General features: G+C 61.6%; 16 protein-coding genes. 7 read left to right on the top strand and 9 right to left on the bottom strand.

Annotated features, from left to right (window positions below; translation table 11 throughout):
- Window positions 1-170: 170 nt before the first annotated feature.
- The gene (locus tag ACQY1L_RS06160; RefSeq protein ID WP_082471927.1) at window positions 171-785 is read left to right on the top strand and encodes a DUF922 domain-containing Zn-dependent protease; all 615 of its coding nucleotides are present in this window, start codon (window positions 171-173) and stop codon (window positions 783-785) included.
- A gap of 448 nt (window positions 786-1,233) precedes the next feature.
- Here ACQY1L_RS06160 and ACQY1L_RS06155 read toward each other — a convergent pair whose 3' ends face one another.
- Both ACQY1L_RS06155 and ACQY1L_RS06150 read right to left on the bottom strand, forming a co-directional pair.
- Window positions 1,234-1,554 (bottom strand): 2Fe-2S iron-sulfur cluster-binding protein, encoded by a 321-nt coding sequence (locus tag ACQY1L_RS06155; protein ID WP_062456606.1) that lies wholly within the window; start codon window positions 1,552-1,554, stop codon window positions 1,234-1,236.
- A gap of 119 nt (window positions 1,555-1,673) precedes the next feature.
- Entirely contained in the window at window positions 1,674-2,042 is a 369-nt protein-coding gene (locus tag ACQY1L_RS06150; protein WP_062456603.1) for an Hpt domain-containing protein, read from the bottom strand.
- 466 nt (window positions 2,043-2,508) lie between these two features.
- On the opposite strand from ACQY1L_RS06150, the gene ACQY1L_RS06145 reads away from it, so the two are divergent.
- A complete protein-coding gene (locus ACQY1L_RS06145) occupies window positions 2,509-9,864 on the top strand; it encodes a hypothetical protein (protein ID WP_430261995.1) in 7,356 nt (2,451 codons plus the stop codon).
- A 1,076-nt stretch (window positions 9,865-10,940) separates the two neighbouring features.
- Here ACQY1L_RS06145 and ACQY1L_RS06140 read toward each other — a convergent pair.
- The 4 genes from ACQY1L_RS06140 to ACQY1L_RS06125 are packed head-to-tail and all read right to left on the bottom strand — an operon-like array spanning window position 10,941 to window position 15,013.
- The gene (locus ACQY1L_RS06140; protein WP_062458021.1) at window positions 10,941-11,549 is read right to left on the bottom strand and encodes an ABC-type transport auxiliary lipoprotein family protein; all 609 of its coding nucleotides are present in this window, start codon (window positions 11,547-11,549) and stop codon (window positions 10,941-10,943) included.
- A gap of 22 nt (window positions 11,550-11,571) precedes the next feature.
- Window positions 11,572-12,942, bottom strand: coding sequence for an MlaD family protein (locus ACQY1L_RS06135; RefSeq protein ID WP_062456594.1), 1,371 nt, complete (start codon window positions 12,940-12,942; stop codon window positions 11,572-11,574).
- Between the two features lie 8 nt (window positions 12,943-12,950).
- A complete protein-coding gene (locus tag ACQY1L_RS06130; protein ID WP_062456591.1) occupies window positions 12,951-13,808 on the bottom strand; it encodes an ABC transporter ATP-binding protein in 858 nt (285 codons plus the stop codon).
- Window positions 13,808-15,013 carry an ABC transporter permease gene (locus ACQY1L_RS06125; protein WP_371816186.1) on the bottom strand — a complete coding sequence of 402 codons (1,206 nt, stop codon included), beginning with the start codon at window positions 15,011-15,013 and terminating at the stop codon, window positions 13,808-13,810. Before ACQY1L_RS06125 ends, ACQY1L_RS06130 begins: the two co-directional genes overlap by 1 nt.
- Before the next feature lie 58 nt (window positions 15,014-15,071).
- On the opposite strand from ACQY1L_RS06125, the gene dgcA reads away from it, so the two are divergent.
- On the top strand, window positions 15,072-16,052 hold the full coding sequence (dgcA, locus tag ACQY1L_RS06120) for an N-acetyl-D-Glu racemase DgcA (RefSeq protein WP_430243338.1): 981 nt from the start codon (window positions 15,072-15,074) through the stop codon (window positions 16,050-16,052).
- Window positions 16,053-16,076: 24 nt separating this feature from the next.
- On the opposite strand, the gene ACQY1L_RS06115 is transcribed toward dgcA, so the two are convergent.
- Window positions 16,077-16,892 (bottom strand): UDP-2,3-diacylglucosamine diphosphatase, encoded by an 816-nt coding sequence (locus tag ACQY1L_RS06115; protein ID WP_062580869.1) that lies wholly within the window; start codon window positions 16,890-16,892, stop codon window positions 16,077-16,079.
- A 218-nt stretch (window positions 16,893-17,110) separates the two neighbouring features.
- Between ACQY1L_RS06115 and ACQY1L_RS06110 the strand changes: the two genes are divergently transcribed.
- Window positions 17,111-19,429, top strand: a complete 2,319-nt coding sequence (locus ACQY1L_RS06110; protein WP_062456577.1) for an NADP-dependent malic enzyme — start codon at window positions 17,111-17,113, stop codon at window positions 19,427-19,429.
- An 85-nt stretch (window positions 19,430-19,514) separates the two neighbouring features.
- Window positions 19,515-20,204: a hypothetical protein gene (locus ACQY1L_RS06105; RefSeq protein WP_092660813.1), complete on the top strand. Its 690-nt coding sequence runs from the start codon at window positions 19,515-19,517 to the stop codon at window positions 20,202-20,204.
- On the opposite strand, the gene bluB is transcribed toward ACQY1L_RS06105, so the two are convergent.
- Window positions 20,205-20,906 carry a 5,6-dimethylbenzimidazole synthase gene (bluB, locus tag ACQY1L_RS06100; protein ID WP_184653277.1) on the bottom strand — a complete coding sequence of 234 codons (702 nt, stop codon included), beginning with the start codon at window positions 20,904-20,906 and terminating at the stop codon, window positions 20,205-20,207.
- Between the two features lie 81 nt (window positions 20,907-20,987).
- Window positions 20,988-21,818 (bottom strand): TolB family protein, encoded by an 831-nt coding sequence (locus ACQY1L_RS06095; RefSeq protein ID WP_430243335.1) that lies wholly within the window; start codon window positions 21,816-21,818, stop codon window positions 20,988-20,990.
- Between the two features lie 187 nt (window positions 21,819-22,005).
- Here ACQY1L_RS06095 and ACQY1L_RS06090 point away from each other — a divergent pair, with 187 nt between their 5' ends.
- Together ACQY1L_RS06090 and ACQY1L_RS06085 are read left to right on the top strand one after the other, a co-directional pair.
- Window positions 22,006-22,425, top strand: coding sequence for a TadE/TadG family type IV pilus assembly protein (locus ACQY1L_RS06090; protein ID WP_062456567.1), 420 nt, complete (start codon window positions 22,006-22,008; stop codon window positions 22,423-22,425).
- Between the two features lies 1 nt (window position 22,426).
- Complete coding sequence (locus ACQY1L_RS06085) at window positions 22,427-24,163, top strand: pilus assembly protein TadG-related protein (protein ID WP_430243332.1); 1,737 nt, start codon at window positions 22,427-22,429, stop codon at window positions 24,161-24,163.
- Window positions 24,164-24,222: the final 59 nt, after the last annotated feature.

The following is a 24,222-nucleotide window of genomic DNA, read 5'->3' as shown; positions in this document are numbered from 1 at the left end:
GCGCGCCCAGTTCCAGCACCCGTCCACGCCCGACATGCCAGAGCCTGTTGCTCGGCGATATCACCGGCTGACCATCTTTGGAGAGTTGACGCAAAATTCAGAGACCTCGTGTTGCGCTTGACCCCGCTATGCCCCAAGCTCTTTTAAAGTTCAACGTTGCAGGCCACAGAATGTTTTCAATGCGCGCGGTTCGCCGTCTCATCGGTACCGTACTTCTTGCAGGCGTCTTCGCCTCTCCCGCATCGGCCGCACCGATCATCACCAAGACTTACTCGTATTTTCAGATCGGCGGCAAAACTGCCGAAGACCTCGACAAGGAGCTGGAAAAACGCGGTCCGCTGACCCGCACGACCGGCCACCGTCATCCCGGTGCAACCGAAATCAAATTCGGCGGGGAAGTGACCTATGTCGAGCGCGCCAATCGCTGCACGGTCGGCGCCGCAAGGGTCACACTGCGTACCCATATCGTTCTGCCACGCTGGATCAATCGACGTCGTGCAGACGCGGATCTTGGCATGATATGGGACACGCTTTCGGCAGACATCAAGCGCCACGAAGAACGCCATGCCGAGATTGCCCGCACTCATGCCCGCATTCTCGAGAGACAGCTTCTGGACCTATCGACGCCCAGCAGTTGCGATAGTCTCGAGAAGAAGGTCGCCGATGCGACTCGCGATCTTCTGGAAGCACACGACCGGGAACAGATGCGGTTCGACCAGGTCGAGTCGAAGAACTTCGACGAGCGGATGACCCGTCTCCTGAAATACCGGATGAAGCGCGACTGATCGGGCAGCGAAAGACGATCTCGAACCGCACAGCCAATCAACCGACCCGTAGCCCGACCTTTCCCGAGACTTGCGCGGAGCTTTCGCACCACCCTGTCATTCATCGGTGACTTATAACAATATACTAATGTGTGTGTCTGGGCTAAAACCGTAGCAACAGAACGGCGCTGCCAACGACCCATATCAAGGGTCATCCAGCCGCCCGCGATCCCGGCCACGGTGCCCGGATCTACCCGTTCAGGCGCCGCAGATGTTCGCGGCCGCGATCAGGCACTTGGACCGAGAGAGGTCCCGCGTTGTTGCCTTGTACAAGCTTCACAGGTCTCCCCGGCGCAATTGCGGCCGCAGGCGTTTTCCTCCCTCGCCTTGCGGCTATGCGCCTGCCTTGCCTCGCTTGCGCTAACTGCGCAGCGAGGCATTTTTTTGGAGTAACGTCGTCTGGTTTGGTTCAGGCCTGACGTTCTGGAACGTGCACGATCAGACCGTCGAGATCGGCCTTGATCTTGATCTGACAGGACAGCCGCGAGGTCGGCTTCACCTCAAAGGCGAAGTCGAGCATGTCTTCTTCCATCGCTGCCGGAGGACCGACCTTTTCGGTCCAGCCATCGTCGACATAGACATGACAGGTGGCACAGGCACAGGCGCCGCCGCATTCGGCCTCTATGCCTGGCACGGAATTGCGCACGGCGTTCTCCATCACTGTGGAGCCGTTGTCAGCTTCGATATCGAAGCGCGTACCGTCGAAGGCAACGAGGGTCAGTTTCGTCATAATCAGGAAATCCGCATTGAGTGGCAGTCTTGGCCGGTTGTCTTCCGATAAATCACCGGTCCAGTCAACACGAACGGACGACGCGCCGTTGTCTTGCGGCGCCCTTCAACTGTCACGGATCAGCGGCAGAGTTTCAGGATGAAGTTCTCCGCTTCCACGACACACGCGGCAAGCGCGGCCAAATGCGCGGCGTCGGCACCGTCTGCTTCGAGTTTTTCTGCAGCTTTGGAAACGCCGAACGCGCCGACCGCAGATGCAGCACCCCTCAGGCGATGCGCCGTCATCGCAACCCCGGCAGCGTCTGCGCCCGTCATGTCCTGCAGCGCCCGGCGGGCGTTGCGGGCAAACATCATCAGCACTTCGTTTTCCAGTGTCTTGTCGCCCATCGTCTGGCGGGCAAGATGCACGAGATCGATCGGGCGCGACTGCGAAGGACATGCCCCGCGCGGGCTAGTGGGCGTTGAAAAAGCAGTATTCGCCGCTGACATGAAACTCTGTTCCTCTTTGGGGCTCAATCATGCGTCCCAGTGATGCGGGACAGCGGCTGCCTATCCCGTTAAATTCCGGCACAATCACGGCGCAAATTTCGGGACATGGTTAATTTCCATCAACCTCACGGAATGTCAGGGGTTTCGACATTTTTCGTGGTTTAAATTCTGTTAACAACAAATCTGCTTTCCGGGCCGATCCCGGCCGAGCAATTGTGTGAAAGACACGAATGTGTCACTACAGGACGGTTGAGATGGGTGTGTAAACCATCCTGCGTCTGACGGCGGAACGGTGGTAAGCTTTCATTATCATCCGTTTGCAACAACGGCCGTTCGAATTGTGAGTAAAGTGGAATTGCGGCCAGCATGACGCACGGGCCGGGTTCCGGTCGGCGACCCGACTTCCAGCCTGCAGGCGGCAGAGCTGGAACGAAAGCGCCGGGTGAGTGTAACGAGGCGTAACCGCATGGCGAAGAAAACGAGCAGCGAGTCGGTCGATGAGACGGCTTTCCAGGCACTGGAAGAAGCGCTGAAGATCGACTTCAACGGCGAGCAGCCTCGCGCCCGACCAACTCAGACCGCTTCGGAGACCAGAGTGTCGGATACGCCAAGGCAGCGCTCCCCATCGTCCTCACAAAATCCGCAATCCGCTCCGCCTCGTCAGGCCGGTCCCGAAACGACAGCCCGACAGCCCGCTTTCGAGCCGGCCAATGATGCCGGTCGCCGCACCCCGAATGCGATTCTTCGTTCGCTCGAAGGCGGCTCGATCAAGAGCGCCGTCCGCAATGCCGCCATTATCTCGTTCTTCTGGGTTGTTGCGGGTATCGGTCTCGGCCAGCTGATCTACGGCAGCCAGCTGTGGGAATTCACCTCGGTCGCCGGCGTCCTCGCTGCACCGGGAATCGTCGCCCTCGTCGTCGGCATCCTGCTGCCGATCATGCTGTTCTTCGCCTTCGCGATCATGATGGCGAGAGCTGCCGATCTGCGCAATGCGGCCCGCTCGATGGCGGAAGTGGCCCTGCGTCTCTCCGAACCGGAAACCATTGCCTCCGAGCGCATCATGTCGGTCGGCCAGGCTGTCCGTCGCGAAGTGTCTGCGATGAACGAAGGCATCGAGCGCACCATTGCGCGTGCTTCCGAGCTGGAAACGCTGGTTCATTCCGAAGTCAACGCGCTGGAACGCAGCTATACAGACAACGAGCTGCGCGTCCGCGGCCTGGTGCATGAACTCGGTGCCGAGCGCGACGCGATCGTCAACCATGCGGAACGTATCCGCTCCTCGATCGTCGGCGTGCACGAGCAGCTGAAGGAAGACCTGTCGCTGTCGACAGAGGAGATCTCCGTTCGCCTTGCCACGTCAGGCGAGGCCTTTGCCTCGATGATCGACACCCGCGCCGCGTCTCTCATCGCAAAATCCGACGCTGCCGGTGAAGCGCTCAGCTCCCTGATGGCGGCCCGTGCCGAAAACCTCGTCTCGAGCCTGGCATCGTCCGGTATCGCTCTGGCCACCGAGTTCGATATCCGCCTCGACACGCTCACATCGACCATGTCCGAACGCGGTCAGGAATTGCTCGGCCAGTTCGAAACCCGTGCGTCGACCATCGATGCCAACACCGAAAAGCTGAACGCCGCCCTCGCCGACCGCACCCGTCAGCTCAACGAGACGCTGCTTGCCCGCACCCGCGAAATCACCGAGGGTCTGAATGACAGCGAGAAGACGCTCGGCGGCACGCTGGACACGGCAATCGCCGCGCTCAACCGCTCGCTCGACCAGAAGAGCGCCACCTTCCGTCAGAGCCTGCAGACCGCTTCCGACGACGCGATCATGGATCTCGACCTCCGCTCCGGCCTGTTCGAAGACCGTCTCCAGGCAACCGTTGGCCAGCTTTCGGCAACCTTCGACGACGGCCTGTCGCAGTTTACCACGGCATTCGACCAGCGCGCCGGCACGCTTGATAGCAAGCTGATGGACAGCCTCGCCCGCATCAACGAAACCGTCGCAGGCGGTTCGGATGCGATAGAAGGCATCCTGTCGTCCAGCATCGACCGGATCGGCAATGCACTGACCGACCAGTCGCTGGCGCTCGCAACGACGCTTGGAACCGGCCAGGAAGTGCTGGACTCCATGCTCGAAAACCGCGCCCGCGAATTTTCCGATGCGCTTGCTGCCCGCAGCAACGAAATCAGCCACAGCTTCGGCGACGCCCACAACAAGGTCGATGCCGTCATGGTCGAACGCGGCACGGCACTTGCCGCCGCACTCTCCGATAGCCAGGCCCGTTTCGAGGACGCCGTCGGTTCGCGTGCGGATGCCATCATCGATGCAGTCACCGGCAGCCACGATCGTCTTGCAGAAGTCCTCGACAGCCGCACCTCGGCAATCAGCGAGCTGATGTCGGGAACACCCGAGCGCCTGTCCTCGATGTTCGACGACAAGACTGAAGTCCTGTCGAAGGCGCTGTCCGACAGCGAGATCCGGCTCGGCAGCGAACTGGAGCGCAAGGTGACGAGCCTCGACACGACGCTTGCCGCCAACCGCGACCGCCTCGCTGAGATCTTCGATGACCGATCGATGGACATCGCGACTTCGCTTGCCCTGCATGAAGATCGCCTCACAGGCGCACTCGAAGAAAAGACGGCAGCTCTGATCGGCGCCGTATCGGATGCAGACAGCCGTATCGAACACACGTTCGCCGCTCGCGCCGAAGCAATCCGCACGGCCTATACGGACGGCCAGCTCGGTCTCGATCTCTCGCTCGAAAGCCACGTCTCCGAGCTTTCCCGCATCATCGACAGCGGCAGCGAACGGCTCGATAAGTCTGTCGGCGGTGCAGCCGAACGGATCGAAGCCACGTTGGCCGAACGCACCGAAGCGATCCGCAGCGTCTATCAGGACGGCCAGATTGGACTCGACATCACGCTTGCGACCCAGACCTCGGAACTGGCGCGCATCCTCGACGGCGGCAGCGAACGCCTCGAGAATTCCGTAGAAGGGGTTGCCGGCCGCATTGAAGCTGCCTTTGCCGATCGCACCGACGCGATCCGCAACGCCTATCAGGAAGGTCAGCTCGGTCTCGACATTACACTCGAAACGCATGCCTCGGAACTCACCCGCATCATCGAAGGCGGCAGCGAGAAGCTTGAGACATCCGTCGGCGGCGCAGCCCAGCGCATCGAGAGGGCCTTCGCCGATCGTACCGAAGCGATCCGCAACGCCTATCAGGAAGGTCAGCTCGGTCTCGACATCTCGCTCGAAACCCACGCCTCGGAACTCACCCGCATCATCGAAGGCGGCAGCGAGAAGCTTGAGACATCCGTCGGCGGCGCAGCCCAGCGTATCGAAACGGCGTTCGCAGATCGTACCGACGCAATCCGCACTGCCTATCAGGAAGGTCAGCTCGGCCTCGACATCACACTCGAAACGCACGCTTCGGAACTTACCCGCATCATCGAAGGCGGCAGCGAGAAGCTTGAGACATCCGTCGGCGGCGCAGCCCAGCGCATCGAGAGCGCCTTCGCCGATCGTACCGATGCCATCCGCACCGCCTATCAGGAAGGTCAGCTCGGCCTCGACATCACACTCGAAACGCACGCTTCGGAACTTACCCGTATCATCCAGGGCGGTAGCGAGAAGCTTGAGACGTCCGTCGGCGGTGCAGCCCAGCGCATCGAAAGCGCCTTTGCCGATCGTACCGATGCCATCCGCAGCGCCTATCAGGAAGGCCAGCTCGGCCTCGACATCACGCTCGAGACTCACGCCTCGGAACTGTCGCGCATCATCCAGTCCGGCAGCGCGCAGCTTGAGACATCCGTCGGCGGTGCAGCGGAACGCATCGAAAGCGCGTTTGCAGATCGCACGGATGCAATCCGCAGTGCCTACCAGGACGGCCAGCTCGGCCTCGACATCACGCTCGAAACCCAGGCTGCGGAACTGTCCCGCATCCTCGACGGTGGCAGCACTCGTCTCGAAAACTCGGTCGGTGGCGCAGCCACACGTATTGAATCCGCCCTGACCGATGGCACCAGCCGCTTCGAAACCGGCATGGCCGATGGCCTGCAGCGGATGGACGAAACCTTCGACGCCACCCAGCAGCGGATTGCTGCAACGATCGGCCTCGGTCACCAGCAGCTCGCCGATACGCTTGCCACAGCCGGACAGGACATCGCGCAGACGCTCGGCGCCGCCAACTACGAGATTTCCTCGACGGTCGGTTCGGGCGCCCAGAACATCTCCCAGTCCGTCGGCGACGCAACGCGCAACATCGCCTCGACCTTGGATGGAGCAACCCGCACCATCAGCGACACGGTCGGCACCGCTGCCGTACAGATCTCCGGCGTCGTCGATACCGCAAGCCGCGACATATCCGAAAAGGTCACGACGGCACACGGTCAGATGGCCGAGACGCTCGACACCGCAAACCGCCAGCTCTCGTCTACACTCGATGGCGGCTACGAGCGCATTCGCTCGACACTCGACGATCGCGGCGGCCTGATTGCCAGCACGCTCACCAATGCGCAAAACCATCTGGCCGACTTGATGCTGGATCAGGCAACATCGATCGGCGCCACCATCGCAACCAGCGCCGGCATGCTGGAAATGTCCCTCGAAGCCCAGCAGGAATCGCTGCGCGCCACGATCGACGGCGCCGGTGAAAACCTGGAAACGCGTCTTCGCGAAAACGTCGGCGCGATTGCAGGCCAGCTCAACGAAGCCGCCCGCGAAATCACAGCCTCCGCAGAGGGATTCTCGAGCCGCGTCGAAGAAACTGTCGGCGGCGTTTCTACCGCCCTCGATGGCGCCGGCACCCGGATCGAGACGACCTTCGGTGGTCTGGAAGAACGCATCCGCTCGGAACTGGGCAATGCGACCAGCCTGGTCGACACGGCCGGCAACAGTATCGCCGATGCACTCGGCGCCCGCACCGCGGAACTGGAGCGCGTTACCAGCCTTGCGACCGATCGCGTTTCTACCGTGATGAGTGATCGCACGGCCGAACTGGAGCGCTTGTCGGGAGAAACTGCAGACCGCATCAATCAGGCGCTCGCATCCCGCACGCAGGAATTTGAGCGCATCGGATCCGAAACCTCGGATCGGATCGCCGAAACGCTGGATACACGCACCGCCCGCATCGAGGAACGCCTCGGTACCATGGACCGGGCGCTCACCGTCGGCCTAGACGCCGTGTCGCGCACCATCGAAGGCAAGGCTGTCGGCCTCGCCTCCAGCCTGCGGGACGCCGTCAGCGCCGCAGCGCAGGGCATGGATAGCGAAGCCAGCCGTTCGGCAGAGCTTCTTGCCCGCGCCGGCGCAGACTTCACGGAAGAACTCAGCACCCGCAACGATGAGTTTGCCCGCTCGATCGAACAGCGCTCCAACGATATCGTCGACCGCATTTCGGAAACCCAGAACCGGCTTGCCGGTCAGGCGGCAACCGTGGCGCAGGCCTTCTCGGAAGCCGGCAACGCGATCGTCCACAAGGTCGCAGAAGCAGACAGCCTGGTGAAGAAGCAGGTCAATGCGATTTCGGAAGCGCTTGGCGATGCCGAAAAGGCGCTCGATGCCCGCGGCACGTCTCTGCGCGACACCCTTGCCGAAACCGCAGGCGAACTCGACAGCGCTCTTTCGGCCGTCGACAAGGCACTCGCTGCCCGTGGCGAATCGATCCGCTCGTCACTCGACAGCCGTACCCGCGACCTGAACTCGATGCTCTCAAGCCGTTCGGCCGAACTCTCCAAGCTGATCGACGAAAAGGCACGCCCTCTCGTCGAGGAATATGCCGAGACCGGCCGGTCCGCCGCCGAGCGCATCAGCCAGGCCGCACAGGAAAGCGCCGAGCGCCTTTCCACGGCCGCCCGCGATACGACCGACCGCATCCGCAACGAGAACGACGCACTGGTGGAGGCGATTTCCGCCCGTACCAACGAGACGCTCGCTGCCATCAGCCAGCGGACAGAGAATGCCACCGGTGCCATGCGCGCCGTCGAGCAGAGCCTGTCGGCAAACGTCAACAGCCTGATCGAGCGCCTTGCCGAAAGCAATTCCGGCATCGCATCGCTGGTCGAACAGGCCGCCCGCAATCTCGGCCAGGCAGCGGACCGTGTCAGCGAACAGCTGTCCGACGCCGATCAGAAGCTCGATGCGACCGCCAACCGCTTTGCCGAATCGGCCAACAGCGCGGCCGACCTCGTGCATGGTTCGAGCCGCCTGCTCGAAAACAACATCGATCGCCTGGTCAGCATTTCCGGCCAGACGCTCAGCCAGGTCGGCGGCATCGTCGGTCGCTTCGACGATCACTCCAAGGTTCTCGCTCAGGCGTCCGAGCTGCTCGGCGCTGCCCAGTCGAACCTTGCAAGCACGCTCGACGAACGCCAGACCGCGCTTCGCACGCTCTCTGCCGGTCTCGTCAAGCGTTCGGAGGAAATCGAAGGCACGCTCAATGGTCTGACCTCCCTAGTCGATGGCGCCTTTACCCGCGCCGAAGATCGCACCTCGCAGATCGGCGCATCACTGCGCGAAAGCCTGCACGCTTCCTTCGCCGATATCGGTCGCGGCCTGGGCGAAACCCAGCAGCGTGCCAACCTCACGGCCCAGGCTATGCGCGAGACGCTGAGCGAGGCTGGCAACGAGGCAGGCCGCGCCATCGAGACGACACTGTCGGATGCCGAAACACGCGCCCGCGATCTATCCGAGCGCCTGCGCGGCAGCATCACCGGTTCGATGGGCGACATTGAGCGCCTGCTGGCCGACGCCGCAAACCGCACCGATGGCGCAGCCCAGCAGTTGCGCGATACGCTGCGGGTTTCCGTTGAAGAGGCGATCGGCCGCTTTACCGGCGCAACCGACGAGATCCGCCGCTCGGCCCAGGACATTCGCCAGGAACTCGATGCGACTCGCACCGAACTGAAGCGCGGCGCGTTCGATCTGCCCGAAGAAGCCAAGGAAAGCGCAGCCGCCATGCGCCGTGCCGTGGCTGAACAGATCAAGGCCCTGCAGGACATCTCGCAGCTAGTCGGCCGGTCCGCCCAGAGCCTCGACGTGTCCGAGCCGGTTGCAGTGTCGCGCCCTGCTCCGGTCGCCCAGCCGGCTCCGCAGCCGGCGGCCCCGCGCCCTGCAGCTCCGACGGCACCAGCCGCCGCGACGAGCGCACCGTTTGGCTCGTCTGTCCTTCGTGACAGTCTGCCACTCGATCGTCCGACGCCGAGCATCGCACAGGGCGTAAGCAAGCCGGTTGCCCAGGCGCCGTCACAGACGCCACCGGTAACGCAGGTTCTCGCACAGCCTCAGGCCCCGGTCTCCCGCGCACCTGAAGCAACGCAGCGTCCAGGTGAAGGCGGCTGGATCAGCGATCTCCTTCGCGGTGCATCGCGTGACGATACATCAGGCACAGTTGCTCGCCAGCCGCAGCAGGCTGCACGCCCGACAGCAGCCGAACCGGCCCAGCCGGTTCGCACCAACGGCGACAACCGCAACCCGCGCCACATGGTGGAATCGCTCAACTCTCTGTCGGTCGACATCGCCCGCGCGATCGATCACGACGCCTCGGTCGACCTCTGGCGCCGTTACCAGCGCGGCGAGCGCGACGTGTTCACACGCCGCCTCTACACGCTGAAGGGCCAGCAGACGTTCGACGACATCAAGCGCAAATACGAGCGCGAGCCGGAATTCCGCACCGCCGTCGATCGCTACATCGCCGATTTCGAAAAGCTCCTCGCCGACGTCGCCCGCACCGACCGCGACAAGACGGTCACCCAGAGCTACCTGACCTCGGATACGGGCAAGGTCTACACCATGCTCGCCCACGCGGCTGGTCGCTTCAGCTGAGCGAGCCACTCCGCAGGGAATGCCAAAAACAAGAAAAGCCGCCTTTCAGGGCGGCTTTTTCGTTGGCGGATAAACCCTGAAGAAGCTGTTGGCGAGAGGGGTACCCCGACTTCTCTCTTCCCAGCCCTTGTGCCGAAATTCCAGCGGCACGAGGTCTGTCGGGTCACAGACTCCTTCACTTCATGGACACGTACGGACTGGATCCCCGCCACAAGGGCGAGGATTAGAGGAGTTTGGTGACAGGCTCAGTTTCCAAAGCGACCTGCGGAGTTTTTCGCCAGTACTTCACAGAACACTCAGTCGCCCATCAAGCCGGCTTTCGATGGGCTGCACTGCATCGGAGCGAACCTGACGTCTGGCCCTCTTTCTACTCAGTTCCTCAACGGCCGCTCTTTTGCCGCGCCCCAGAAACTGAGCCGCGCATCGGGCGCGTGCCTGAGGAGAATGATCTCCATCCGTGCACGAAGGTCGCTGCGAAAGCGTGACGCGTTCCGGGCGCCCTAGACGCCGATGTAGCACGCGCCGGCGACATCGTTGCGAAACACCACGGCGCCGCCAAAGGCAGAAGCCAGACCACCTTCGCCCACCACGCCGCCTGCGCCATAAACCGCCACGACACTTTCCAACGGTGCAACGCTGACCACGGTGTCACCGGAGGGAGCAAAACCGGATTGCCTGAAAAGATAAACGGGGATCGAAGGCTCAGTTATTCGCTCGCCTCTCATGGGAGGCAACCGAGATCGGAGCGCTGTTTATAGCGCAGGTCAACCCCACAACGGCCAGGCTATTCCTTCGGATTGCGAAGCCCGCTGTCAAAGACACATGGCAGGACTTGCGAGGATCTCAGGGCTGGAAGCAGTATCATATCGCTCACCAGGCAGAGCGGGTCCGGGAGCGGGGTGGGTATCCTATCGCGATGCTTGGGACTACCGCCAAGCTTCACCGCCAGCGCCCTTGGGTAGCGCACGCTCAGCTCACATGACGTACTGCAGGAGAATGCTTCTCTGCTGCGAATTGTTCGGCAGAGAAGTCTCCGCCAGGCCGATATCGCGCGGGTCGTCCCCGCGCGAAAAGGATCACATGGCCTTGAGAGCCCAGTCGACAATATTCGCGCCGACCTGTGCAAATGCCTTGTCCAGCGCTTCGATGAAGCGGCGGTTCTCGGTTCCGGCGACCGGCACCGTTGCCTTGAAGACGGTCTGTGCACGAACGCTGCCGTTGCGGTCGTTCAAGAGCTTTGCCGAGATCTCCACCGTGGCGAGCCTGTTGCCCTCAGTGACCACTTCGAAGCTGCGGATATCGGTTACGACCTGATAGTCGATCGCCAGACCCTGCCCCGGCTTGCCGACGCCGCCAACCCGTCCGGAGTTTTCGAACGCTTCGACCAGCTTCGACTGGACCAGCGCCGGAAGCCTGTCACCCCAGCGGGAATTGGCCAGATACTGAACCTCGGAGGGCGAAATACGCACAACGACCTGGTCGCTGTTGAGCATCTTGACCGCAGTCGGTTCAGGCACCAGGATTTGCCGGCTCTTCGCGGTTGCTCCGCTCGCCATCGGCGTGATCGACAGGTCGAACGTGTCGTTGTTCGCCTTGCTGCCACAACCGGCCAGAAGTGCTGCCATCAAAGGGGCTGCGATGATGATCGGATGGCGCATGACGCGAAGCATCGCAGATCCTTGCATGAAACCCTGAACTCCCCGCATGTTAGCGCCGTGTCCTGCCATCGTACTCTTTCACCGTTTCGCCGCCGAAGATCAGGCGCTGGGGGTTCTGGTCAAAATTGCTGATTGCCTGATTGAGCGACTGCACGGTTCCGCGCGTGTCGTTGATCAGCGTTTGGATGTCTCTCAAGCCACCGGACGAAAAGCGCGACAGATTGTCGGCAATCGGTCCAACGCGCGAATTGATATTGTCGGCGACGGTGCGGAAGGATTCGAGCGTCTTGCGCGCCTCGGCAAACAGACCCTGCGAGTCGTCGCTGGAGACCAGCCCGTCCACCTTGGCCAGAATGCCGTCCACACGGTTCGATGCGTTGTTCAGCTTGGTCGACATGTCCGTGAAGTTAGAGATCGCACCGTTGATGTCGTCGCGGCGGCGCGACACGTCGTCGATCACGTCGCGCGCCGAGCTGAGCGTCTGGCGTGCGTCTTCGGATGCCGACGAGATGTTGCGGATCGTAGCGCCGACCTGATTGACGTCGACGGCCGCCATCAGCGTATCGGCGCGTTTCAGGGCGCTCTGCGCATCGACGCCTGCCTGCTGGAAGCTCGCAGCCGCCTGGGTCACGTTCTGCACCAGCGGACCGAAGTTATCCGATGCATTGGCGATGTTGCGAGTCACCCGTTCGGCGTTCGTTACAACCTGGTTGACCCGTTCGGCATCGATCGCCCGCACCAGCTGGTCGGCCGCTTCAAGCGTCGAGTTCAAAGTGCCGGAGACGCGATCGACCGTCGCGGACAGCGTCGAAAGGCTGTTCAGGAATTTGTCGATGCTGTCCGAATTGTTGCTGAGCGCAGCCGTAAACGTCTCGACGTTGCGGATGGTCTGCGTCAGCGGACCACGTGCGTCTCCGACAAATCCCTGGATGTCGCCGATCGCCTGGTCGGCCCGGTCGAGGATCTTGTCGGCGGTCGCAAGAAGGTTGGTCACGCTCGACTGGTCGGCGATCAGCACCGCTGGACGGCCACTCTCGATCGCCTTCTGCAGGATGTTTTCTTCACCCTTGGCACCACCCGACATTTCCACATAGGCAGCGCCCGTCAGGCCCTGAACTTCCAGAACGGCCTTGGTCGACTGGTAGACAGGTGCGTCGGCGCGCACTTCGGTGAACGCGATCGAGTAGCGCGGATCATCCGGGTCGATGCTGAGGCTGCGCACGGAGCCGACTGGGATGCCGTTGAAGCGCACCGCCGAACCAACGGAAAGACCGTTTGCGGAGCCCGGAATGCGAATCGCCAGCTCAGCCGTGGGGCCTCCCCGGCCGGACGAAGCCATCCAGTAGACGAACCCGAAAGCGGCAGCCATTACCAGCAAGGTAAAAAAGCCAACGAGGGCGTAATTTGCTTTAGTTTCCATAGGTTACATCACTTCTCAGATTCGCCGTCGGGCCTGGTCTCATCGGTCACGACGGAACGCGCGCGCTTGCCCTTGAAATAGGACTGAACCCACGGATCGTCGAAGGCGAACATATCCTCAAGCGTGCCTTCCACCAAGACCCGTTTCTGCCCAAGCACGGCAATGCGATCACAAACGGAAAACAGGCTGTCGAGGTCGTGGGTCACCATGTACACGGTGAGGCCAAGCGTATCGCGCAGCCTTGCAATCAAGGCATCGAAATCGGCAGCGCCGATGGGATCGAGCCCGGATGTCGGCTCGTCGAGGAAAACCAGATCGGGGTCGAGCGCCAGAGCGCGCGCAAGGGCTGCACGCTTGATCATGCCGCCGGATAGTTCGGACGGATACTTGTCGGCCGCATCGGGCGGCAGGCCCACCATCTCAAGCTTCACATAGGCGAGTTCGTCCATCAGCGACTGCGGCAGATCGAGATACTCGCGCATCGGCAGCTGGATGTTTTCTTTCACCGTCAGCGCCGAAAACAGCGCACCGTGCTGGAACAGCACGCCGAGCCGCGTATCGAGCGCCACGCGCTGCTGTTCGTCGGCGGTGGCATAATCAACTCCGAGGATCTCGATCGTACCTGAGCGCTGCGGCAGCAATCTGAGAACCGTGCGCATCAGCACCGACTTACCGGTGCCCGACGCTCCGACGAAGCCGAGGATCTCGCCCCGGTAGATATCGAGGTTCAGATTGTCCAGCACGAGCTTCGAGCCGAAGCCGACCGTCAGATCCTTGACCGACAGCACGACCTTGCGCTCGTCGCTCTTCGTCTCCGCGGGCTTGGTATTGTCAAAGGTTTGAACGTCTTCCACGCCGGTCCCCATCAAAAATCGATCGCGGAATAGAAAATCGCAAACATCGCGTCGATCAGGATCACCGCGAAGATCGATTTCACCACCGACGAGGTGACGTGCTGGCCGAGCGATTCTGCGCTGCCGCCAACTTTCATTCCCTCGACAGCCGCCACGATGCCGATTGCCAGCGCCATGAACGGCGCCTTGATCATGCCTGAGGCCACCGACGAGAAGTCGACCGCCTCCTTGAGGCGCGACAGGAACGTATCGAATGTGATGCCGGAATAGACCAGCGTGATCACCGCAGCGCCGTAGAGGGCCGACAGGTTCGCGACGATGGTCAGGAGCGGCAGTGCGATCGTCAGAGCGACAAGGCGCGGGAACACGAGCACACCGACGGGATTAAGGCCGATGACGGTCAGCGCGTCGATCTCCTCGCGCATCTTCATGGAGCCGATTTCGGCGGTGATCGCGCTGCCCGAACGGCCGGCGATCATGATCGCAGTGATCAGAACGCCGATTTCGCGAAGCTGCAGAATGCCGACCAAGTCGACGACGAAGATTTCTGCCCCGAAATACCGGAGCTGGAAAGCGCCCTGCTGGGCAATGATCGCGCCGATCAGAAACGACATCAGCAGGATGATCGGAACCGCCCGAACGCCCATCCGGTCGATATGCGTCACGACGGATGCAGGAGAGACGCCGGATCCGCGGCCGAATTTCAGCTGTGCGCCACGGACCGCCGAACCGAGAATGTGCATGGCGGCGACGAAGTCACCGGCAAATTCCGTCATCGTCTTGCCGACCGGGCTGAACACGCGATCAAACAGCGACCGCTTGTCCTGATCGTTGGGCGGCGGTGCCGGGGTCTTTTCCGGCAGGGCGCCAACCAGTTCCTCGATCGTCCCTTCCGCCCCGACCAACTTCGCGTCGCGACCCTGCTCGGCTTTTGCCGACAGAAGACGGCGAATCAGCCAGGCGCCGGATGTATCGATTCCGTCGATCCCCGAGACGTCGATCTCGAGGGATCCAGACCCGCTGCTCTTTTCAAGATCGCCAAACGCCTTGAGGACCGGCGAAATCGAATGATTGCGCCATTCTCCGGCCAGAATGTAGCGCTCGCCATCGCCGCCGGGCAGGTCTTCGGCTTTGATTTCGGCAGGTTGTGACGGCACAGGTTTCTTTCGGCTTAGGTTAAGCAGCACGCGGCTGCGATCTGCTGTTGATCGCAGCACTGAGAGCGGCAATATAGCGACCCTGAACGGATTTGCCACAACGCCCAGGTGGAAAACCATGACGCGTCACTTCGAAGCAACAATCGAGAAATTCCCGATCGCCGGGGTGTTTACGATTTCCCGCGGTTCCAAGACAGAAGCCGAGGTGGTGACCTGTGCGATCACCCGGGATGGCGCCACCGGCCGGGGCGAATGCGTCCCTTACAAGCGCTACGGCGAAACAACCGAAAGTGTGCTTTCCGAGATCAACTCGCTGGCATCGATGATGCGCGATGGCATGGATCGCCACACGCTCCAGACACGGCTGCGGCCGGGTGCTGCGCGAAACGCTGTCGATTGCGCCTTGTGGGATTTGGAAGCCAAGAGCCTCGGCCGGTCCGTGGCATCGATGATCGAGGTCGGAGAAAAGCCTCTTGTCACCGCCTTCACGCTGTCTCTGGGCGAACCCGAGGCGATGGCAGAGGATGCGCGGAAAAATGCCTGGCGTCCGCTCCTCAAGGTCAAGCTCGGCACAGACGATGACGAAAGTCGCATGCGCGCCGTGCGCGATGCAGCGCCCGATTCGCGGCTGATCATCGATGCGAACGAGGGTTGGACGGAAGATAACCTTGCCCGTCATCTGGAAGTGGCAGACGCCCTTGGCGTGTCGCTGATCGAACAACCGCTCGCCGCCGGCAAGGATGCGATTCTCGCCACCATCCGCCGCAAGGTGATGATCTGCGCCGACGAAAGCGTCCACGCGACCGGCGATCTCGCAAGCCTGAGAAACCGCTATGACGCCGTCAACATCAAGCTCGACAAGACAGGCGGGCTGACCGAAGCGCTGATCATGAAGGAGGAAGCAGAACGGCTCGGCTTTGCGGTGATGATCGGCTGCATGGTCGGAACGTCGCTGGCCATGGCCCCCGCAGTTCTTCTGGCGCAGGATGCCGACTACGCCGATCTCGACGGTCCGCTACTCTTGGCGCAAGACCGCCCGGACGGGCTGCGATACGACGGATCGCTGGTCTATCCGCCCCGGACGAATCTCTGGGGATAATGAGGCCCTTGCATCGTCAGGCCGTTACGCGGCCTGCATGCCCCTGATCGTCTCCGGTGCCGGCAGCGTCGTGATTTCCGCAGTCTTCGCGATCTTCTGCCAGGAGATCAGTTCCAGCGTCCCGTCGCGATGCTCGGCAATCGCCGTGCAGCTTTCGACCCAGTCGCCCGTGTTGACGTAGTGGATCCCGTCGATGTCTTCCATCACCGCATGATGGATATGGCCGCAGATGATGCCATCGACATTGTTGCGACGAGCCTCGTCGACGACAACCTTCTGGAACTCGCCGATGAAATTCACGGCGTGCTTCACCTGCAGCTTCGCCCAGGCAGAGAATGACCAGTATGGCAGGCCGATGCGGCGGCGCACCGCGGCAAGACCGACATTGATGGCGATTGCCGCATCATAGGCCCAGTCACCGAGATAGGCGAGCAGACGCGCATTGCGCACCACGACGTCGAACTCGTCACCGTGCAGCACCAGGTATTTCCGCCCGTCTGCCATCTCGTAGATCATTCGGTCTGCGACCTCGATACCGCCGAAATGCATGCCGGGAAAATCGCGCAGGAATTCGTCGTGGTTTCCCGGAATGTAGACGATCCGCGTGCCCTTGCGCGCCTTGCGCAGAAGCTTCTGAACCACGTCGTTACAGCCCTGCGGCCAGTTCCAGCTGCGCTTCAACCGCCAGCCGTCGACGATATCGCCGACCAGCACGATCGTTTCCGCCTCGTGGTAGCGCAGGAAATCGAGGAGAAAGTCCGTGCGGGCGGCTTTGGAGCCGAGATGCACGTCCGAAATGAACAGGGTTCTGAAATGCCTTGTCTCGATTGCATCGGCCACGGAAACGTCCCTTCGTTACCTACCTTGTCCTACCCTTCGAAAATCAGACTCGTGTTTCAGGATGATGACAGGGGCGCGATCGCCGCAGTCGGCGACCACCCGAAACCGGCGGCAAAATCCGACAGCATCGCAAATATTGTAGTTTCTCGATGGATCGATTGATGTAAGGAGGGGACTCGCATGTCAGGACGGAAATCGATACGAGGAGCCATAAGAGCATGGATGGGCACGACAATCCGAAACCATCGCCGGTAACCGGAGATCTCGACGAACAGGCTCTCTTCTTCCACCGCTATCCCCGCCCCGGCAAACTGGAAATCCAGGCCACCAAGCCGCTCGGCAACCAGCGCGACCTCGCACTTGCCTATTCGCCGGGTGTGGCCGCTCCTTGCCTTGCGATCCGCGACAATCCGGAAATGGCCGCGGAATTTACCGCGCGTGCCAATCTGGTCGCCGTGGTCTCCAACGGCACTGCCGTGCTCGGTCTCGGCAATATCGGCCCGCTTGCCTCCAAGCCGGTAATGGAAGGCAAGGCCGTCCTCTTCAAGAAATTCGCCGGCATCGATGTGTTCGACATCGAAATCGACGCGCCGGGCATCGAAGCCATGGTCTCGACGATCTCGGCACTCGAGCCGACCTTCGGCGGCATCAACCTCGAAGACATCAAGTCTCCGGAATGTTTCGAAGTCGAGCGTCGTCTTCGCGAAAAGATGAATATCCCGGTCTTCCATGACGATCAGCACGGAACGGCGATCATTGTCGCCGCCGCGATCCTCAACGGCCTGGAGCTTGCCGGCAAGACGATCGATAACGTCAAGATCGTCACGTCGGGCGCCGGTGCAGCGGCGCTTGCCTGCCTGCATCTTCTCGTGTCGCTTGGTGCGAAGAAGGAAAACATCTGGGTCCACGATATCGAAGGGCTGGTCTATGAGGGCCGCGTCGAGCTGATGGACGAGTGGAAGGCGATCTATGCCCAGAAAAGCGACAACCGCGTTCTGGCCGACAATATCGCCGGCGCAGACGTCTTCCTCGGCCTGTCGGCCGCAGGCGTGCTCAAGCCCGAACTTCTGGTGCAGATGGCCGAAAAGCCGCTGATCATGGCGCTCGCCAACCCGACGCCGGAAATCATGCCGGAACTCGCCCGCGCCGAGCGTCCCGACGCGATGATCTGCACCGGCCGCTCGGACTTCGCCAACCAGGTCAACAACGTCCTCTGCTTCCCCTACATCTTCCGTGGTGCACTCGATTGCGGCGCCCGCACGATCAACGAAGAAATGAAGATGGCGGCGGTCAAGGCGATCGCGGCACTTGCCCGCGAGGAAGTCTCCGACGTCGCCGCGAAAGCCTATTCCGGTGAAACGCCGATCTTTGGCCCCGACTACCTGATCCCATCGCCATTTGATCCGCGGCTGATCCTGCGCATCGCGCCGGCCGTCGCAAGGGCTGCGGCCGAAAGCGGCGTCGCCGCTCGTCCGATCCAGGATTTTGAAGCCTATCTCGACCAGCTTAGCCGATTCGTCTGGCGTTCCGGCTTCGTGATGAAGCCGATCTTCACGGCGGCCAAGACTGCCGAAAGAAACCGCGTCATCTTCGCCGAAGGCGAGGACGAACGCGTTCTGAGGGCCGCACAGATCTTGCTCGAAGAGCAGATTGCAAGGCCCATCCTAATCGGCCGTCCCTCGGTCATCGAAGCGCGTCTCCAGCGTTTCGGCATCCGCATCCGCCCGAATGTCGATTTCGCCGTCGTCAACCCGGAAGACGATCCGCGTTACCGCGGCTATGTCGACGACTATTTCGCGCTTGTCGGTCGCCAAGGCGTCAACCCGGAAGCGGCACGAACCATCGTGCGCACCAGCAACACGGTCATCGGCGCGCTCTCGGTCCAGCGCGGCGAGGCCGATGCACTGATCTGCGGCATCGAAGGCCGCTACGACCGGCATCTGCGCGACGTCAACCAGATCATCGGCAAACGCGAAGGCACGAAGACGCTCGCCGGCCTCAGCCTCCTGATTTCGCAGCGTGGTGCGATCTTCTTCACCGACACGTTCGTCAACTACAATCCGACCGCCGAAGAGATTGCCGAGATCACCATTCTCTCGGCCCAGGAAGTGCGCCGCTTCGGCATCAAGCCGAAGGCGGCCCTCATCTGCCACTCCAATTTCGGCTCGCGCAATTCCGAGAGCGCCGCGAAGATGCGCGACGCACTCGCCATCATTCGCGAACGGGCGCCGGATCTGGAAGTCGACGGTGAAATGCAGGGTGGCTCGGCGCTTTCCGAGGAACTGCGCAAGCGCGCCATGCCGAGCACCACATTGTCCGGTGAAGCCAATCTGCTGGTCTTCCCGAACCTCGATGCGGCCAGCATCTCGCTTGGCCTGGTGCGCACCATGATGGACGCGCTGCATGTCGGCCCGATCCTGCTTGGCACGGCAAAACCCGCCCATGTTCTCGGCCAGTCCGTCACATCCCGCGGCGTCGTCAATATGGCGGCTCTGGCCGTCGTCGAAGCCTCGCAGCCAGAGTCGCTGTTCGGCTAGGTCTTACAGAAGCCGGGGCGGTTTAGGATATCTTCATCCGCCCCGGCCTATGTTTGATGGGTTTTAACGAATTGCCGGAAAAGCGATGCGATTTCGCGGCCTGATCTTCATTCCGCTCGTCTTCGTCCCCGCCTCCGTCCTGGCGCGGGATGCGCAGCTTTGCGCAGATCTGTACCGCAAGCTTCACAGCACACCCGTTGTGATCGGCAATACCGCTGAGATGCGCCGATATGCGCAGGACCTCAGCCAGGCAAACTCCGACATCCGCAAACTTCGCGTCGACATGCGGCGCGCCGGATGCGGTGGCGGCAGCATTGTTTCCTTTGGCGCGGCCAAGGCCGACCAGTGCGAACCCCTTCTCGAGCAGTTGCAAGCCCTGGAGGAAAACCGCGAAGTGCTTGTTGACGAGCGCAACAAAGCCCGCAACCTGTCCGTCACCGGGGAAGAGCGCGGCGCAACCATCGTTGCCATCCGCCAGAATGCCTGCATTCCGTCCGATTTCCAGGATGTCGCGAAGGAGGAGGAAAAGGAACGGATCCGGGTAAAGGGGATCGCGCTACCGAAGGATGAGGAGGCCTATTCCGGCAGCATCACCGACCTGCGGACCCGCAAGCCTGCCACCGTCCAGAAGGTTGCGATCGATCCCACGCCGCCGGTACCGGAGCGGAATTACGAAACCTCCGCAAAGGTCCGCACGGTGGGTCCGATTTTTCTCCCTGAAGCCAGTATTGATCTGCGCCACCCCCGCGAAAATGGACCGCAGCAACAGCAGTAGTCAGTCACCCTGCCAGCACTCGGAAAACACCAGGTCATCCAGTGCAAGGCGCTGGCGCCAGCCGCGCACGGCCAGTTCCGGCTCGCTGTAGAGCTGGTCCACATGGCCGAGACAGAGCCAGGCGACGATCGCCACGCGCTCTGGGATACCCAGCAGCCTGCGCACGTCCTCATCGCGGAAAATGCTGACCCAGCCGACACCGACGCCTTCGGCGCGCGCGGCAAGCCACAGGTTCTGCACGGCGCAGACGGTGGAGTAGACATCCATGCGCGGATTGTGGGTGCGACCGAGTACGACCGGTCCCGCCCTGTCCGGATCACAGGTAACGCAGATCGACAGTGGCGCCTTGCGAATGCCTTCAAGCTTGAGGCTGCGATAAAGCTCGCGCTCGCCGCCGGAAAACATCTCCGCCGCCTCGTCATTGGCCTTGGAAAAGGCCTCCCAGGCCGCCTGCCGCATCGCCTGGTCACGGACGAGGATGAAATTCCACGGCTGCATGAAACCGACAGACGGTGCGGCATGCGCGGCCGCCAGAAGACGGGTGACAAGCTCGTCGCTCAAGGGGTCGGCAAGGAACTGATCGCGAACGTCGCGTCGCGTTTCGATCACCCGGTAGATCGCTGCCCGCTCCGTCGCGGAAAAGGCGCCGGCCGGAGCAAGGCCTGCTTGCGTATCGTCGGACGGGTCTGGAATTGGCGGCATCGTCTATCCCCAACAGTGCTTGCGACGGCTGAAGCAAAACTGCCGAGGCTATGCCCGACCATACCAGATATCGCAAGCCCATCACGAAACAGGAAAATACCTGACATAGGCGAATTCGTCACCGTCCGGTGACCAGTTTGGCGAATTCATCGTGCCCTGCCCGCCGAACAGTTCGAACAGCGTTTCGACATTGCTGCCATCCATATCCATCAGCCGAACCCGGACATCGAGATCGCGCGGATGATCGAACACGTCGCCGTCATAGGATACGAAAACGATCTTGTCTCCCTTCGGTGACGGATGCGGAAACCAGTCGCCATAGGGGCTGTCGGTGATGCGCTCCGCCGAGCCGCCCAAAGCCGGCACGCGCCAGATCTGCATGGTGCCCGTGCGGCTCGAATTGAAATAGATCCAGTTCCCGTCCGGGGAGTAGTCAGGCCCGTCGTTGCGGCCTTCGCCATGGGTGAGCCGCATCTCCTCGCCGCCTTCGACCGCAATCGTATAGATATCGAAAACGTCGTCGCGGATGCCGCAATAGGCGAAGCGCTGTCCGTCCGGAGACCAGCCGTGCCAGTAGGAGGGAAGGTTCCGTGTTACCAACCTTGGCTTGCCCCCGGTCGCGGCAAGCACATAGATCGCGGACTTGCCGAATTCGACCTTATCGGAAATCGCAACCAGCGTGCCGTCGGGCGAGATGCCATGGTCGTTGTTGCAGGCAACCGCGAACTCGGTGTCAACGATGATCGGAGGCGTGTCGCCGGCCACGGGCAGCCGATAGATCAGCCCGTCGCTGTTGAGCATGAGGAAACGTCCGTCCGGCGCCCAGTTCGGCGCTTCGAAAAGCGCGCTCGTCTGCCAGACAATCCGGCTCTGTCGCGTCCGGATATTATAGATTTCGACCGAACTGCGCATTGCGTCCTCTCATGGCTATTTGCTGGCAGCTCGAGGTTACGACGCCTGAACACAAGGTGGCAAGTCACGCGAGATTAGCCTCCGGAGCTCTAAAAACACATCATTAAAAACTGACGGATGCGATTCATGGATTCTTTATAACCGCATAACATTATATTCGAATATACTCATACAATGGGAGTTGGTGATGAGAATCCGATCCTTGCTGCGATGCCGTTCGGGCAGTTCCGCCGTCGAATTCGCGATCATCGCGCCGGTCCTGCTTCTGATGCTCTTCAGCCTGATCGGCTATGGCGTCTACCTCGCTGCGGCCCACGCCGTGCAGCAGATTGCCGCGGATGCGGCACGCACGGCTGTTGCCGGCCTCGATGCCAGCGAACGCCAGAAGCTGGTGCAGGAGTATCTCACCAAGTCGACGATGGACTATGCGCTTCTCGACAAGAAGAACTTCACGACGAAGGTGCAAAGCGACCCGAGCAACCCCAACCAGTTCACCGTTTCGATCGAATACGACGCAAGTACCCTGCCGATCTTCAGTCTCTACAGCTACGCCATGCCGGACAAGCACATAAGGCGCTATTCGACCATGCGGATCGGAGGCATTTGAGATGCTTTTCCGCCTGAAGCGTCGTCAGACTATCGCCGGTGACCGGGCCGGCAACATTGCCATTACTGCAGCACTTGCCATGCCGCTTGCCATCGGAGCGCTGGCACTCGGCGTCGACTATGGCAGCCTGACGCTGCAGCAGCGGCAGTTGCAGGCAAGCGCCGACCTCGCCGCGATTGCAGCAGCGGCCAACATTTCGACTGCAGAAAAATCCGCTTTCGACTTTTTCGCGATGAACGGTCAAAGCATTGGCGTCGTCAGCGCCGGCGGCCTGCTGACAACCAAGGGGGTTGTCCCATTCAACCCCAAGACGGCGCTAGAAGCCTATGGCAGCTATGCCGAGATCACCAGGGGCCGCTATGTACCCGATCCCGCGCAGCCTGCCGCGAACCGTTTTGTCGCCGGCGCAACACCGCCCGATGCGGTCCGCTTGACGCTCCGCAGCAAGAGCAACCTGATGTTCGGGGCAAGTCTCACCACCCCGCCGGCGCTTGCTGCATCCGGCACAGCAGCAACGGATAAGCTTGCGTCCTTCTCGATCGGCAGTCGTTTGGCAAGCGTCAACGAGGGTGTCCTCAATGCCCTGCTTGGCCAGATGCTCGGAACGACGATTTCCCTGAAGGCGATGGATTATCGGGCCCTCGCCGATGCCCAGGTCAATGCCTTGAAAACGATCGACCAGCTTGCTCTTGATCTTGGTCTCCAGTCAGGAACTTACGCGGATGTTCTCACAACCGACATCAACTATGGCAAGTTTGTCGGTGCCCTCGGCAAGACGACAGGACTTACCCCCTCGGTCTCGACGGTCCTCTCCAATCTCGAAAAGACGCTCAACAAGACGAAGGTCATGGTCAAGCTCGAGGATACGCTGAAGCTGGGACCCGTATCTCAAAAGCTGATCGGCCAATCGAGTGGACTATCTGTCAACACCAGCGTCTTCGATCTGTTGTCGGCCGTCGCAACCGCTGCCAGCGGCGGCAAGCAGCTCTCTGTCGACCTTGGGACATCCGTTCCCGGTGTCGCCTCGTCCAAGGTGACCGTTGCGATCGGGGAGCCGCCCGTCGGGTCGTCCTACCTCGCAGTGGGTGCGCCGGGCACGATCGTCCGCACCGCTCAGACACGCGTGGCGGTCGAGGTCGTAGTTGATGGCCTTCAGGCGATCCTCGGGCTCAAGGTCCGCGTCCCCCTCTACCTGGAAGTTGCCTATGCCGAAGGACGGCTTGCCGGCATCACCTGTACGGGCGCGGCCAACAGCGCCACCGTCGATGTCGACGCCGTCCCGGGCATCGCGTCGATCGCATTGGGCGACGTCGATACGACGGCATTCACGAACTTCGGCAAAGATCCGCGTGTCACGCGAGCCGACATCATCTCGACCCTTCTTCTCAAGGTCTCCGCCATGGCGGACACCACCTCGACCAATCTCAAGACAGAGCGATTGACGTTCTCGCCGGCGGAAATCACCGCGAACAGGGTAAAGTCGACGTCGGTCAAGAACGTACTTGAGTCGCTGACGACGAGCCTGCTTTCCAAGCTCGTTGTGCGGGTAGACCTTCTCGGCCTTGGGCTCGGGCTGCCGCAACCCATTATCGCTGCCGTCGGCGCCACGCTCGGTGCGGCCATGAGCCCGGTCGACACCGTCCTCTACAACGTCCTGCTGACCCTCGGCGTGCGCGTTGGTGAAGCGGATGTCCAGGTCGGTGGCGCGTCCTGCCGCAACCCCGTTCTCGTCCAGTAGGCGACCGTTGAAACGCAAAAGGCCGGCGTTTTCACGCCGGCCTTTTGCGTTGCGTCGAA

Origin of the sequence: Neorhizobium sp. DAR64862/K0K3 (genome assembly GCF_050500185.1) — a bacterium.
Taxonomy (GTDB): Bacteria; Pseudomonadota; Alphaproteobacteria; order Rhizobiales; family Rhizobiaceae; genus Neorhizobium; species Neorhizobium soli.
Note: the sequence above shows the minus strand (reverse complement) of the source record. Positions and strands in the feature narration are given on the sequence as shown.